This is a genomic window from Nocardioides sp. 1609 (assembly GCF_004522105.1).
GTDB lineage: Bacteria > Actinomycetota > Actinomycetes > Propionibacteriales > Nocardioidaceae > Nocardioides.
In genome coordinates this window covers 923,978-938,165 of record NZ_SPUJ01000001.1, presented here as the reverse complement: position 1 = coordinate 938,165, position 14,188 = coordinate 923,978, and the positions used below count along the sequence as shown (strand labels likewise).

The 14,188-nt window shown below is 65.5% G+C and carries 12 protein-coding genes; 8 read left to right on the top strand and 4 right to left on the bottom strand.

Annotated elements, in window-relative coordinates; genetic code table 11:
• Window positions 1-34: 34 nt before the first annotated feature.
• Window positions 35-1,207, top strand: a complete 1,173-nt coding sequence (locus E4623_RS04190; RefSeq protein ID WP_209020477.1) for an acyl-CoA dehydrogenase family protein — start codon at window positions 35-37, stop codon at window positions 1,205-1,207.
• 54 nt (window positions 1,208-1,261) lie between these two features.
• Here E4623_RS04190 and E4623_RS04185 read toward each other — a convergent pair whose 3' ends face one another.
• Genes E4623_RS04185 through E4623_RS22480 form a run of 3 tightly spaced genes read right to left on the bottom strand, consistent with a single transcriptional unit; the run spans window position 1,262 to window position 3,887 of the window.
• A complete protein-coding gene (locus E4623_RS04185; RefSeq protein ID WP_134765209.1) occupies window positions 1,262-2,032 on the bottom strand; it encodes a PaaX family transcriptional regulator C-terminal domain-containing protein in 771 nt (256 codons plus the stop codon).
• Entirely contained in the window at window positions 2,014-2,970 is a 957-nt protein-coding gene (locus tag E4623_RS04180; RefSeq protein WP_134765208.1) for an MFS transporter, read from the bottom strand. The genes E4623_RS04185 and E4623_RS04180 overlap by 19 nt, the downstream gene beginning before the upstream one ends.
• Window positions 2,971-3,020: 50 nt before the next feature.
• Window positions 3,021-3,887 carry an antibiotic biosynthesis monooxygenase gene (locus E4623_RS22480; protein WP_167736474.1) on the bottom strand — a complete coding sequence of 289 codons (867 nt, stop codon included), beginning with the start codon at window positions 3,885-3,887 and terminating at the stop codon, window positions 3,021-3,023.
• 476 nt (window positions 3,888-4,363) lie between these two features.
• Between E4623_RS22480 and E4623_RS04170 the strand changes: the two genes are divergently transcribed.
• The 6 genes from E4623_RS04170 to E4623_RS04145 all read left to right on the top strand — a co-directional run bounded on the left by E4623_RS04170 (window position 4,364) and on the right by E4623_RS04145 (window position 11,292).
• Window positions 4,364-5,221, top strand: a complete 858-nt coding sequence (locus tag E4623_RS04170; protein ID WP_167736473.1) for a branched-chain amino acid ABC transporter permease — start codon at window positions 4,364-4,366, stop codon at window positions 5,219-5,221.
• Window positions 5,218-6,285: a branched-chain amino acid ABC transporter permease gene (locus E4623_RS04165; RefSeq protein WP_134765206.1), complete on the top strand. Its 1,068-nt coding sequence runs from the start codon at window positions 5,218-5,220 to the stop codon at window positions 6,283-6,285. Before E4623_RS04170 ends, E4623_RS04165 begins: the two co-directional genes overlap by 4 nt.
• A gap of 4 nt (window positions 6,286-6,289) precedes the next feature.
• On the top strand, window positions 6,290-6,967 hold the full coding sequence (locus E4623_RS04160; RefSeq protein WP_209020476.1) for an ATP-binding cassette domain-containing protein: 678 nt from the start codon (window positions 6,290-6,292) through the stop codon (window positions 6,965-6,967).
• The gene (locus E4623_RS04155; protein WP_134765204.1) at window positions 6,964-7,659 is read left to right on the top strand and encodes an ABC transporter ATP-binding protein; all 696 of its coding nucleotides are present in this window, start codon (window positions 6,964-6,966) and stop codon (window positions 7,657-7,659) included. The genes E4623_RS04160 and E4623_RS04155 overlap by 4 nt, the downstream gene beginning before the upstream one ends.
• Before the next feature lie 86 nt (window positions 7,660-7,745).
• Window positions 7,746-8,972, top strand: a complete 1,227-nt coding sequence (locus tag E4623_RS04150) for an ABC transporter substrate-binding protein (protein ID WP_134765203.1) — start codon at window positions 7,746-7,748, stop codon at window positions 8,970-8,972.
• A gap of 85 nt (window positions 8,973-9,057) precedes the next feature.
• Complete coding sequence (locus tag E4623_RS04145; protein WP_134765202.1) at window positions 9,058-11,292, top strand: acetate--CoA ligase family protein; 2,235 nt, start codon at window positions 9,058-9,060, stop codon at window positions 11,290-11,292.
• A gap of 593 nt (window positions 11,293-11,885) precedes the next feature.
• Here the strand turns inward: E4623_RS04145 and E4623_RS04140 are convergent.
• Window positions 11,886-12,782 (bottom strand): LysR family transcriptional regulator, encoded by an 897-nt coding sequence (locus E4623_RS04140; RefSeq protein WP_134765201.1) that lies wholly within the window; start codon window positions 12,780-12,782, stop codon window positions 11,886-11,888.
• An 82-nt stretch (window positions 12,783-12,864) separates the two neighbouring features.
• Here E4623_RS04140 and E4623_RS04135 point away from each other — a divergent pair, with 82 nt between their 5' ends.
• Window positions 12,865-14,040: a thiolase family protein gene (locus tag E4623_RS04135; RefSeq protein WP_134765200.1), complete on the top strand. Its 1,176-nt coding sequence runs from the start codon at window positions 12,865-12,867 to the stop codon at window positions 14,038-14,040.
• Window positions 14,041-14,188: the final 148 nt, after the last annotated feature.

The following is a 14,188-nucleotide window of genomic DNA, read 5'->3' as shown; positions in this document are numbered from 1 at the left end:
TCCGTCACCCGCCCGACGTCTCCGAGGAGAGCTCGTGCTCGATTTCAAGCCCACAGAGGAGGACCTCGCGATCGCCGCGACGGTTCGTGCGTTCGTCGACCGAGAACTAAAGCCACTCGAGTCTTTCCTGCTCGAGCGCGACATTGCCGGCGGGCCCCCCGGCCTCACGATGGAGGAGCGTGACGGTCTTCGCGCTAAGGCCGAGGCCTCTGGGTTGTGGGGTATCAGTGTGCCCGAGGAGTACGGCGGCCCTGGGCTCGGCTACGTCGCGCAGGCCATGGTCGCCTTCGAGCTCGGCCGCACCCCCATCGAGTTCTTCTTTGGAGGATTCGTTCCCGACATCCTCTACCTGCTCAATGACGAGCAGAAGGAGCGTTACCTCCTTCCGACGCTCAAGGGCGACCGCGAGTTCTGCTTCATGCTGAGCGAGCCGGGGGTCGGGTCGGACGCCCGGAACGTGCGCACGACGGCCACCCGGGAGGGCGACGACTGGGTCATCAGCGGCGAGAAGATCTGGATCAGCAACGGTAACGAGGCGGACTACGGAGTGGTGTTCTGCCGCACTGTGGACGGCGGGACGGAGAAAGGCATCACTGCCTTCCTTGTGGACCGCGACATGGGATGGAAGTCCTCCGAGATCAAGATGATGGGCACCCACCACGCGGCGTCCATCTCCTTTCAGGACGTCCGGGTGCCTGACGCTAACCGCTTCGGTGAGGTGGGCGAGGGCTTCACCACGGCCATGTCCTTCATCCACACCAATCGGGCACTCCTGCTGCCGGGTCTGATGGTGGGCGCATGCGAGCGGATGCTCGAAATGGCGATCGAGCACTCCAAGAACCGTGTCACGTTTGGGAAGCCGCTCGCCGAACGCGAGAACATCAAGTTCATGATCGCCGAGTCGGAGATCGAGCTCCGCGCGCTCAAGCTGATGGTGCTCCACGCCGCGTGGCAGGCGGACCAGTCGGTCGATATCCGCCACTCGGCATGCTTCACCAAGTTCTACGGTGCCAACGTCGCGAACCGCGTCGTAGACCGTGTCCTGCAGATCCACGGCGGTATCGGCTATTCCAAGGAGATGCCGATCGAGCGGTGGTACCGCGACCTGCGCGTGGCGCGCATCTACGAGGGATCGGACGAGATGAACCTGCAGACGATCTCGCGCAACCTGCTCAAGGGGTACGAGCCGGTAGGCAAGCTCTGGTAGTCCACGATGCGACGTGAGGGGGGCGCGGTCCGATGGACCGCGCCCCTTGCGTTGCTATCCACCCACCAGTGCGGCCCAGTGCAGCTTCGCTCGCGGCCACCATCGCTCGCGCAGGGAGCGTTCCAGCCGAACGGCCTCTTGTCCGGCCCAGTTGCGGGGGAGCAGCACCCCCGGGAGTGACGGGTCCTCGAACGGGAAGCGTCGGTAGCGATGGACCAGCTGCGTGAGTGCCACGAACGCGTCACGGTCGGATGTGACTTCGCGTCCCTCGAACTCGTCGACGAAGTCACGGTAGCTCTTTTCCAGTTCGGCCAGGTCCCACGCACTCGCGATGAGCTCGTCGACGTGTCCGATGCCGCCGCCGCGGCCGACGATCGAGTGGCTACGGATGCCTAGGTCGGCGACCACTGCCGCGGCTGCGCGTTCGGCGCCGATTTCGGTGCTGATCCAGATCCCGGGTCCGATGGAGCCGAATCCGCTCCACTTCATGCGGGTGCGGAGTGTGTGCCGACGCGCTCGCTCGGACTCCGGCACTGACGCGAACACGACGACGAGACTGCCGTCCCACTCGCGGTCGCTGTCCGCCAGGCGCTCAAGGCGCGAGGACCCTTCGTCCATGAGGCGGGTCCCCGCGCTCGTGAAACCCCAGAGCGAGCGTCGTCCGTCCTTAAATGAGGCGATCCAACCGTCGCTGGCGAGGCGATGCACCGCTTGGCGGGTGGCCCGGTGGTTGAAGTCGAAGAGGTCGAGGGCCGCGACGAGCGCCGAGGTCGGCACGGGAGCTGAGTCCGGGTAGGCGTACACACTCAGCACCGAGAGCACCATGGCGCGCGCGCTGCTCGTGTGCGTGGTTGGACGGTCCTGCGGCACGGTCCCCCCTTCCAAGTCCTCCGCACCGGATGGCCGGTGGAGTCGGTGGAGTCTAGTGGGCGGCGTGTGCCGTGGACGAGGGCGATGCCCGCTCCGAAAGCGACTGGCGAAATAGCGGACACGAACGGGAGCGCCGCGAGACGTCCGGCGATGCTAATGCCGGCCACGACTGTGATTGCGAGCGTCGCAGCGGGGATTTCGCGGTCGACACCTACTGCGACGATCGTGGTAAGTGCAGAGTTCTGGGTGAGCAGGATCAGGCTTACGACGGCGAACGTCCTCCAGAACACGCCGGACGTCAGGACCGACTCGGGAGATGTGGCAGTCGCCGCCTCCGCGCTCCTCGTCATCCCCGGTCGCGCGCGACCGTGAGGCGTGAGGAGAGCGGCGGCGATGAGAACGGTGATGCCGGAGAATGCGGCTAGCATGTCGCAGACGGCTGCGAACCCGATGCTGTCCACGGCTGCCCCGGCCACCGGCGCGATCACCAGTCCCCCGATCGGCATCCCGAGGGTCCCGACCACGAGGGCACGCTTCACGCTGGGCGCTTCGACGATGGCGGCCGTCGCAGGCACTAATCCGGCACACGCGGTGCCCAGCGCCAGGCCGGCGTAGGCGAGGAACGCCGTAGTGGAGTCCTGGGCCAGGCCGAGCGATGCAAGGGAGGCGGCGCCGGTGCCGCCTCCCACCAGGAGGATCGGCAGTAATCCCCACCGCCGTAGTCCCGCCGCGACGGCCGGACTCAGGGCGCTGGTGAGGAGGAGGAAGATCGTTGTGCCGAGTGCGGCCTCGGTCGCTGACACGTTCGAGCTGGCTGGCAACTCGGCCAGGTAAACGGGCGGGCAGTAGAAGCCGACGGCCATCGACCCCAGGAGCAGGACGAACGCGCCCACAACGATGCGTCGGCTTCCCCCCCGACCGCGCGTTCCGGTGCTGCGGCTCGCTACGCCGAGGCGAGGGAATCGTCCCCAGGACCCACCGGGCGGAACCGTTTTACCGACGGTGCCTCAGTGAGTAGGTCGGCAAGGAGGGCGTCGACTCGCCGTCGAGTGTTGGCCTCGGTGTGTTCGGCGAGGGCCTCGTTGTCGGACCACGTCTGGTGGATGACGATCTGGTCGTCGTCGTGGTGTGCTTCATAGCGCAGGCATCCCCGGTCTTCGACCCGAACCGTGGCGACTAGCGAGCGGACGACGCCGAGCGTTTCCTGGAGTTTGTGGGGGTGTGGCCTCAGCCTGGTAACGACGACCACCTGCGTCGCTGCCTCGTCCGTGACGTCCGGCCAGTTCGCTGCAACGAGCTTCAGGTTGGAGCGTGCGTAGGACGCGCCGAGGTCTCGGTAGGTCTGTTGATTCATTTCGACCCATGTCTTGGAGTGGCCAGCGACCGGACCCTTGACGAAGGCCGGGCTACCCAGCGCCAGCATTCGATCGGGTATCTCAGTGCGCGGAACGACCGTCGAGCCCGCTGCCACAAGGGCCTGCGCTCCGATGCGCGCTCCGTCTAGGACCACGGCGCCGTTTCCTATGAGCGCCTCGTCCCCAATGACGGCGCCATGCACGACGCAGCCGTGGCCGATCGTCGCCCCTGCGCCGATGACGGTGGCGTCGGGACCGCCGTGCACCACTGATCCGTCCTGAACGTTGGCGCCTGCCCGCACCACTATGGGGCCGAAGTCGGCTCGGAGGACGGTGGCGAACCAGACCGAGGCCCCTTCCTCGACAGTGACGTCGCCGACGACGCTCGCAGTTGGGGCGATCCACGCTGACGGGTGGATGCGAGGGGTATGGCCTCCGTAAGCGAACAGGGGCATGTTCAGATCGCTTCCTGCGACTGGGAGAGTTTCATGACGTATTCCTAACGCACAGCTCGCGTATTGTCACGCATCGCCTGGCCGAAGCGCGCTGACACAAGCGCCCCGCTTGCGGTCGATGCTCGCCCTCTCGATCAGGCGGGCAGCGTCTCCTGCGTAGGTAAGGGTGCCCTTCACTGTGCCGCGCGTGACTGTCGCCCAGCTTGGCGCGTCCGCGACTGGTGGTCGAAATTTGTCCATCGGCCGCGCAGCAAATCAGCAGACATGTAACGAAGTGCTTGCGTAACGCTTCAAATGTGTGGCATAACTATCCGCTACATGGTCTTATGATGCGCATCACACCCCGGTCCAACAACTTACACCGCGACGCCTTGCTCGGGCGCGGCGGAAGGTGCAGAAACGACCAGCGCAGCCCCGCCCGAAGTGGCGGGAGCGACATACGAGAGCCAGCACGCCGGACGTTGGGAGACAAGAGCTTGAACTCCATCCAGGTATTGAACGCGCTAGCCGCAGGTTCGTTGCTGACCCTGCTTGCCAGCGGTCTCGCCCTGATCTACGGGCTCCGTAACGTGATGAACTTCGCCCACGGGGCGATCTACATGTTCGCGGCGTTCATGACGGCCCGGCTCGTCGAGCACACCAACTATTGGGTGGCGTTCGTCGTCGTCCCCCTGACCTGCGCAGTACTGGGTCTGGTGCTGGAGTTCGGGCTCCTGCGCCCGTTCGCGGACAGGAGCGTTATCACGATCGCGCTCGTCACCTTCGGCCTCGCGTTGGTGCTGAGCAGCGCAACGCACTCGCTTTTCGGGACGCAGCCACGGGTGGTTTCGGCACCGGCTCCGCTCGACGGCACGTTGGACATCCTTGGAGACCCCTACCCCGTGTACCGGCTGTTCCTGATCACGGTCGGGCTCGGCTCGGTCGCCCTGCTCGTCGCGTGGCTCAAGTTCACACGCTCGGGCCTCCATGTCCGAGCGGTGAGTGCCCAACCCGATACGGCCCGCATGGCCGGCGTGAACACCAAGCGCCTCGGGGTGATCATCGTGTGCCTGAGCACCGGGTTCGCCGGCTTGGCCGGCGTGCTCGCCGCGCCCTACCTGTCAATCGACACCGGCATGGGGGACGCCATTCTCATCATCTCGTTGGTGATCGTCGTACTGGGTGGCATTGGCAGCATCGGGGGCGCGATCGTCTCGGCGCTCATCGTCGGCGGCCTCCAGACACTCGGCTCGGTGACCGCGCCCGCCGTAACGACCATCGCTCCGTACGTCTTGCTGATCATCGTCCTGCTCTGGCGTCCGCAGGGCTTGGGCCGAGGGAGGGTTGACCATTGAGTGCCAAGCAGATCACCTCAGGACCGACGAAGCCGTCGGTCGTCGGATCCCGCCGTGAGTCGACACTTCGGCAGCGGCCCGCCCACGTGCTTCGCCTCCTCGCCATCCTCGCCGTGATCGTCGCCGGCTTCGCGGTCCCGTCCCTAGTGACCAACCCCTACCGGCTCACACTCCTGGTCGATGGACTGACCTTAGGCCTCCTCGCACTCTCGCTGGGCTTCCTCGTCACGCAGCTCGGGCTGTTCAGCTTCGGAGCGGGAGCCTTCTTCGGGGTGACTGCCTACGGCTTTGCGTTCGCCTCGATCGAGTGGGAGTGGTCGACTACGGCGTCCGCGCTGTTCGGGGTGGGTGCATCGCTCGCCGTCGCCGCGATGGTGGGAGCGGTTTTCGTCAGGGTCAAGGCGCTGCCGTTCGCTATGGTCACGCTCGCCTTTTCAGTCATGATGATGCAGTTCGTGCACCAGAGCGCCTTCCGGGACAAGTTGGGCGGTGACTCAGGTCTCCTCGCCATGCCGCAGGGTGGTTTCCTCGGGGTCTCGCAGGAGGACTTGTTGACTCCCGACGGCATCTGGCCGCTGGTGTGGTCGGTGGTCGTGGTGTGTGTCGCAGCCATGTTCCTGCTTGGTCGGTCGCGCTTCGGCCGCACGCTGCGAGGGATCCGTGAGAACGACGAGCGCATGCGTTACTGCGGCTTCAACACCTACTGGCCAAAGCTGGCGGCATTCACTATCTCCGCCGGTCTGGCTGCCGTGGCCGGACTGATGCAGATCTTATTCCACGGATTTGCCACGCCAGGCCTATTCAGCTTCGGCTTCACCGGCAACGGCATCGTGGCCGCGCTCGTCGGCGGCATCGGATCGGTGTACGGCGCGATCATCGGAGGCGTCCTCTTCACGCAAGCTCAGTCCTGGCTTGGCACCTCGGGCAACCTCATGCTTTATCAGGGTGCCATTACGGCGCTTGTAGTCCTTTTCCTTCCGCGAGGACTCGCGGGTCTCATCAGTGAAGTGAGCAAGAAGGCACTCGGGCGAATCAAACGAGGAGGTAGCGATGCTTCGAATTGACGAAGTGACCGTCAAGTACCACAGCCTGATCGCCCTTGACGGGGTGAGCATGGACATCGAGCTCGGTGCCATCCACGGCATCATCGGTCCTAACGGGGCAGGGAAGTCCACACTCATGGACGTCGTCTGCGGCGGCAAGAAGCTTGCCGCCGGCGAGGTTTCCTTCGAGGACAAGGCGATCACCAAGCTTTCGGTCCGGACGCGACGGCGCTTGGGCATCTCTCGGTGCTTCCAAAGGACGAGCATCTTCCCTGAGCTGGAGGTCGGCGAGCAACTCGAGCTCGCCGCCTCGCGGTTCGCTGACCACGGACTAGACGAGATCATCGAGGCACTCGGCATCTCCAGCCTTCTCGATGAGGTTGCCAACACGATCGCGTACGGCGACCAGCGTCGAGTCGACCTGGCACTCGCCCTCCTGGGACGTCCTCGCCTGTTGTTGCTCGACGAGCCCGCAGCCGGACTCTCGGTGGCCGAGACGCATGCAGTGTTCACGCACCTCACCGACCTCGTGCGCGACCGCGGCATCACAGCGGTCGTCGTCGAGCACGATGTCGATGCAGTGTTCTCTTTCTGCGACACCGTCACAGTGCTGGATCTGGGTCGGGTCCTGGCGAGCGGCGCACCCAGCGAGGTCCGCACCAATCCCGCGGTGATCAAGGCCTACCTCGGGACGGCGGCATGAGTTACCTCAAGATCAACAATCTGTCAGCTGGCTATGGCAAGGCAGTCGTCATTCGCGACCTCGACCTCGACATGGCGAAGGACGAGGCGATCGCCATCGTCGGTCGCAACGGTGCAGGGAAGTCCACGCTGCTGATGGCGCTCTTCGGCAAAGCGACCGTGTTCGCCGGAGACGTGTCTGTCGACGACAGACAACTCAACATGGCGGCTGGCTTCGACGCCACGGCCAAGGGGCTAGCCGTGTCCCCTCAGGGCAAGCTCATCCTGCCAAACCTCACCGTGAAGGAGAATCTGCTTCTCGGCGGCGCCTCGGGCCGGAACGGCGTCTGGGACGTGAACTCCGTCTGCGACCTGTTCCCGATCCTCGGCGAAAGGCACAACAAGCCAGGCGTGGCGCTGAGCGGTGGTCAACAGCAAATGCTGGCCATCGGGCGAGCGCTCATGGCCAACCCGCAGATATTGCTGCTGGACGAGCCGACCGAGGGACTCGCTCCCGCAGTCATCGACGACATCGTCGACGCGCTAGGCGTGATCCGCACTCAGGGCATCGGGCTGATTGTTGTCGAGCAGCACCTCAACCTGGTGCGACGGGTCGCAGAACGATTCGTCGTGCTGTCCAAGGGAGAGATCCTCCATCAGGGCAGCGTCGACACCTTTGACTCAGAGGCCACCAAGGCAGCCCTGGCCCTCTGAGACGGCCCCGGCCACGTCCGGGACCACACACCACACGGTCGCGCTCCCGCTCGTCCGTCGACGCAATCACCCTGGAAGGCTTCATCATGATGTACAACGTGAAAAAGATGGTCGCGCTCGGCGCAGCGGCCGTTCTGCTGGCCGCCTGTTCGTCCCCGGACGAGGACGGATCCGGGGGGGCGTCGGGGCCCCTCAAGATCGGCGTCCTGGTCAACACGGCTGGCGCGCTCGTCACGTCGTCCGAACAGGCCAACATCGGCCTCAAGTTCGCCGCTGACCAAGCCTCCGAGAAGTACGGTCGCGAGATTGAACTCGTGCCCATCGAGCAGGACGGAACTGCTCAGGGCGCGGTGACTGCCGCGACCCGGCTCATCCAGCAAGAGGGCATCAAGATCATCACCGGATCCAACACCACCGACCAGGGCCTCGCCCTCGGCCCGGTCGTGACGCGATTGGGTGGTGTCTACGTCGACTTCACAGCCCAAGGCAACGATCTGACAGGCAAGGGCTGCCAGGCCGGCTACTTCCGTGTGACCAGCAACGCTGCCGCCTTCGCGCGGCTAGCGGCCACGGTCGCCAAGGGGACCGAGGTCAAGAAGTGGGCGTTCATCGGCTCCGATTACGGATTCGGCCGCGACCTCGAGGCTGGCCTGCAGGACAGCCTTGCTGAGTCCGGCAGCGAGATCACCGAGTCGGTCTTCGTCCCCCTGGGGTCGGCCGACTACGGCAGCTACATCTCACAGCTGCGCGACGACGACGCCACGGGCATTATCGTCGGCCTCGCCGGATCGGACGCGTCAACATTCATCAAGCAAGGTCTTCAGTTCGAGGTATTCGACAAGTACGAGTCGGTAATCGGTGATGGCTTCTGGGCCACTCTGCTACCTGAGGACCTCCCGACCTACGCTCCGCAGATGCCTCAGGCGGTGGAAATCGCGGGTCTGTTCAACGACCGGCTCGACACACCTGAGGCCAAGGAATACGTGGAGGCGTACAAGGCCGCGCACACGGGTTCAGAGGCGTCTCTGGGCGGCAGTGCCCCCGTTTACTCCGCTTACCAGTCCGTCTCGATCATCGCACAGGCAGTCGCTGACGCCGGGACCGACGACGTTAAGGCCGTGAGCGAAGCACTAGCCAGCGGGACCTTCGAGACACCGGCGGGCGAGGTGTCGATGCGCGCCGATGACCACCAGCTCCTGACTAAGGGACTCGTCAGCAAGCCCGAGGAGATCGACGGCTCGTGGGTGCTGAACCCCGTCGAGGTGATCGAAGCGGGCGACATCGAACCGCCGCTCGGCGACTGCAACCTCTAGCACGCTTGAGGAGGTGCAGCCGGGCACCGGCCGGGCTGCACTATCTCGACACCATTTCGTCTGCACACGACCAGGAGATCCACCCGTGGTTTCAGCCCCATTCGTCTCGCCTGCCCGTCTGCGCGAGTTTTTCAACCCGAGGTCGATCGCCCTGCTCGGCGCAAGCGACCGGAACGACATGTCACGACAGGTGCACGAGGGCCTTCGCCGCAACTCGTTCGCCGGCACGGTGCATTACGTCAATCCCAACAGCCCGGTCGTGCATGGGGAGCGCACCGTCCCCTCCCTCGATGCGGTCGATGGGCCGATCGACATGCTGTACGTCCTCTATGGCGGCGACCGGGTGGTTGACGCTGTCGAGCAGGCCGCTAAGCGGGGTACACGCAACGTCGTCGTGCTCTCGGGCGGTTTTGGGGAAACGGTCGAGGGTGCGGCTCGTCAGAGGCGGCTCATCGAGGTGGCTCACAAGCACGAGGTGGCGCTCCTGGGACCGAACACCATCGGGTTCATCAACGCGACGGACCACGTGGTCGCCTACGGCTCCCCTGGCGGGGGCGTGCCTCAGGGCTCTGTCGGTCTGGCCGCACAAAGCGGTGTCCTGCTGGCGGCAACGGTCTCGGGCCTCACCCCGCGCGGTGTGGGGTTCAGCACGCTGGCTGGCGTCGCCAACGAAGCCGTCATCTCCCTCGACCACATGATCGACTACTTCGTGGAGGACCCCGCCACCCAGGTCATCGGCATCTACATGGAGACCACGCGCGACCCCGAGGCGTTCCGTCGCGCCGCCTCACGAGCGCTGGAGGCCGGGAAGCCGATTGTCGCCCTCACGGCCGGTCGGACCGAGGTGACCGTCGACATGGCGGTGTCCCACACCGGCGCCATCGTAGGTGACCAGAAGGTCAAAGAAGCCGCACTGGAGGAGCTCGGAGTGATCTCAGTGCGCTCGCTCGAGGAGTACCTGGCGACGCTCGCCCTGCTCGCCAACCATGGCGTCATGCCGGGTCGTCGCCTGGCTTACCTCAGCGTGTCGGGCGGAGTTTGCGAGATGTTCGCAGACCTCGCGATCGAGGCGGGGCTGAACATGCCCAAGCTTCAGCCGGAGACGGTGACCAGGCTGACCGAGATCCTGCCGGCCATCAGCACACCCAAGAATCCGTTGGATGTCACGGGAGTCGCGCAGACCGACGTGACGATCATCCCGAAAGCACTCGAGGTGTTGACCAAGGATCCGAATCTCGACATCGTGGTGTTTAACGACTTCCTCCCCGGCCCGGACGGCGTACCGGATCTGGCAGCCGCAGTCGCGGCCAGTGAACCGTACGGGGCGGTCGTACGTCGGTCCACGAAGCCGCTACTTCCTGCCTCACTTGTCTACTCCGATCCGCCGGCCGCGTACCGCGACATCGTGGAGCAGTCCGGTAAGGGCTACGAGATCGGCGGCGCCGCACACGGTGTGTTTGCCATCGAGAAGTCCTGCTGGTGGCGCGAGACCCGTGAGCGCTTCCTCGCGCGCGGGGGAGCACGGGCCCTCAACGACCCGAGCAGAAAGCCCGAAGCACGCGAAGTTCCCGACCGAGGCCGGGGTCTCGTCTGGACCGAGGCACGCAGTCTCGATCTCTTAGAGAGCGCGGGCGTTCCGGTGATGCCCTGGCGGGTGTGCGTCACCAGGGATGAAGTCCTCGAGACTGCTCGACAGTTCGGATTCCCGTTGGTTGCGAAGGTGTCCTCTCCGGACATCGCGCACAAGAGCCGGGTAGGTGGCGTGGTGCTTGGCATCGCCGACGAAGACGCAGCGATTGCGGCGTTCGATCAGGTGCGCAGCCGCCCGCTTGCCCACGTCGCGGACGCCCGCATCGAGGGGGCGCTCATCACTCCCCAACGGGACGCAGGGATCGATCTCATCGTGGGACTGAAGCGTGACGAGACCTGGGGGCTCGTGCTTGCAATTGGTCTGGGTGGCGTCTGGACCGAAGTGTTGCAGGACGTCTCGCTCGTCGTTCTCCCCACCACGGAGCAGAGTGTCGAGGACGCCCTAAACAAGCTCCGGGGAAGTTCGATCCTGGATGGCGGGCATGGTCTTGCGCCGGTGGACCGCAAAGCCCTGGCGCGGACCATTCTGAAGGTAGCCGAATTGGGGCAGTCCCTGGGTGACGCCCTCGAATCGCTCGAAGTCAACCCCCTGCGAGCCCATGGCACGACCATCGAAGCTCTGGATGGACTGATCTCGTGGACCGAGCCCTCCACGTCGGCCGATGAGGGTTCCCGGCCGGCCGAGGACCGAGATGCGGGGGACGGGCAACCACGCCCCGAAGCGGTGTGAGCCGGGCCGTTGACCGCCTGGGGCGCCAACGTGTATCGAGGTCAAGGTGGATGGGGTCTTGTTATAGAAACTAATAGGTCAAGGACCGGTTCACGCGGCGGAGGGTCCGCGGGGCGTCCCTTCCCGTACCTGGGGTCGGCTGAGACCCCGGCGTCCCCGGCGGCGCGCTCCCGGTTTTTCGTCACCGGCCCGTTCGTCAGTCAGTCCCCAATACTGCGCGGTGGGGAGGGACTGGCCGGACCTGTGCACGCCAAGGAGATGGGCACTACCCGGGCAGTGTGTGGCGCATCGGCCACGTCATGGGAGAAACTGTGGGACCTACCGTTCCGATGTGAGTTGTCAGCAGCGTGCGGGCAGTGCTTGGTGGGCGTACGCGCGAGCGAAGGTCTGACCGTCGCTACAGACTGAAACCCGCCGGATTTCCCTGGCCTGGTCCGGGTCAATGGCAAGCACCGAGATTGGCGGCACCATCTGGCGAGCCGTCTGGGCCAGGATGGACCGCCCAAAGCCCGGGGCGTTGCTAGGTCGTCTTCATGGCAAACTCAGATCTGGCGCCGATGGTGTGCCGGGCCGGTTGGTCGCTCCGGTCCGATCTAGCTCTCTGCGACCGCGACGCATCGCCTGATCGCTCTGGCAACGAATGCGGTGGCGGGCGAGTGGTCTGAGTTCCGTCGGGCTAGGGCGAGATCGATAGGAACCCTTGTTGCTAGGTCCACGTACGCGACGCCGTCGAGCTGCAGGCTACGGGCCGGTGCGGGGACAAGCGCGACGCCGAGGCCTGCTGCGACGAAGACCGCAAGGGTTGCGGTCTCGCGGACTTCGAGAGTCGAGCGTGGGATGAAGCCGGCGCGGGCGCAGGCCGACAGGACGACCTGGTGAATTGAGGATTGCTCGCTTGAGGGATGGATGACGAAGTCTTCGTCGGCGAGGAGTTCCAGGCGGATCTGCCTTCGATCGGCGAGGGGGTGGGTGTCCGGCAGGACGGCTACCAGTCGCTCGCTGCGCAGGTGTTCGACGAGGAGTCCGGCGGGCGGAGTGCAGGTGGGGCGGATCAGTGCTAGATGGAGCTCGTTCGTCGAGAGCCGCTCCAACAGGGTCGGATTGAGGAGCTCGCCGCGCAGCGTCAGGTCGATTCCTGGCATGTCGGTGCGCACGTAGTGGGCGACGCGCGGCAGCACGTCGTATGTCGCGGTCCCGACGAAGCCGACTGAGACAGCGCCTGTGCGCCCGTCAGCGACGGCGCGCATGTCGGTCGTGGCGTGGTCGGCCGAAGCCACGATGGAGCGGGCGTGCCGTACGAAGCGCTCGCCGGCCTCGGTGATGGTTACTCGTCGGGTCGAGCGGTCGAACAGGCGGACGCCAAGCTCGGTTTCGAGCCGTTTCAGCTGCTCCGAGAGGGCTGACTGTGCGAGGTGTGCCCGGGCTGCCGCGCGACCGAAGTGCTGCTCCTCGGCGAGAACGAGCACGTGACGCAGGACGCGGATCTCCACGGGTTGATCTTATCGGCCCAGGCGATTAATTGTTCACAAACTAGTGTTGGACGAGATCGGTGTCCGTGTCTAGGTTCGGGACGTGCTGGATGCCATGTTGTACGCCGCCGCCCGTACGCCCTTCGGCCGCTTCGGAGGCGCCCTGAGCGGCGTCCGTGCCGATGACCTTGCCGCTGTCGCGCTCTCCGAATTGCTGGCGAAGGTGCCTGCGCTTGACCCTGCGCGAATCGGTGACGTGGTGTGGGGAAATGCCAACGGTGCGGGCGAGGACAACCGCAACGTTGGACGAATGGCGGTCCTACTTGCCGGGTTGCCGACATCGGTGTCGGCGACCACGGTCAACCGGCTCTGCGGGTCTTCGCTTGACGCCGCGATGATGGCCTCGCGCACGATCGAGTCGGGTGATGCGAAGGTTGCGGTTGCGGGGGGCGTCGAGTCGATGACCCGTGCACCGTGGGTGCTGCCTAAGCCGTCGCGCCCGTTCCCGGCCGGCGATGTCGCCGCAGTGTCGACGACCCTCGGCTGGCGCCTGGTCAATGCGCGGATGCCGGCGGAGTGGACGGTCTCGCTGGGAGAGGCCAACGAGGTGCTTGCTGACCGGTTTTCCATCTCGCGTGAGCGCCAGGATGAGTTTGCGGCTCGCTCGCACAATCTGGCCGACGCTGCTTGGGAGGCGGGGTTCTACGACGACTTAGTTGTGCCGGTGCCTGGCGTCGAACTGGCCCGCGACGAGGGGATCCGTCCGGGCTCGACGGTTGAGAAGCTCGCCGGGCTCACGCCGTCGTTCCGTAGGGACGGGACAATCACTGCGGCCAACGCGTCCCCGCTCAATGACGGTGCTTCTGCGGTGCTGCTCGCTGTGGAGGGCGCCGAGGTAGGCGTAGATCCTTTAGCGAGAGTCGCTGGTCGCGGCGCCCATGCCCTTGACCCGCAGGACTTCGGTTACGCGCCCGTCGAAGCTGCCAACAAGGCGTTGGCCCGGGCGGGGATTGTGTGGGCCGACGTCGGCGCGGTCGAGCTCAACGAGGCGTTCGCCGTCCAGTCGCTCGCCTGCATGGACGCGTGGAAGGTCGATCCTGAGATTGTCAATGCGAAGGGCGGCGCGATTGCCGTCGGTCATCCGCTCGGCGCCAGCGGCACGCGGATCCTCGGGACCTTGGCTCACCGTCTGGCCGAGAGTGGCGAGCGTTGGGGCGTGGCCGCGGTCTGCATTGGCGTCGGCCAAGCCCTCGCTGTGGTGCTGGAGAATGCCTCGTGATACGAACGCGAAATCCAGAGCATGGCCGCACAGTGGCAACGGTCCGGCGCTCGACTGGACAGCCTCATCCAAGTGCCACTCTTCACGGACAGCCGCCCAGCCGGCTTGTGCAAGCAGCCGACCTAGTCGCCTACGCCTTCTGGCGCCG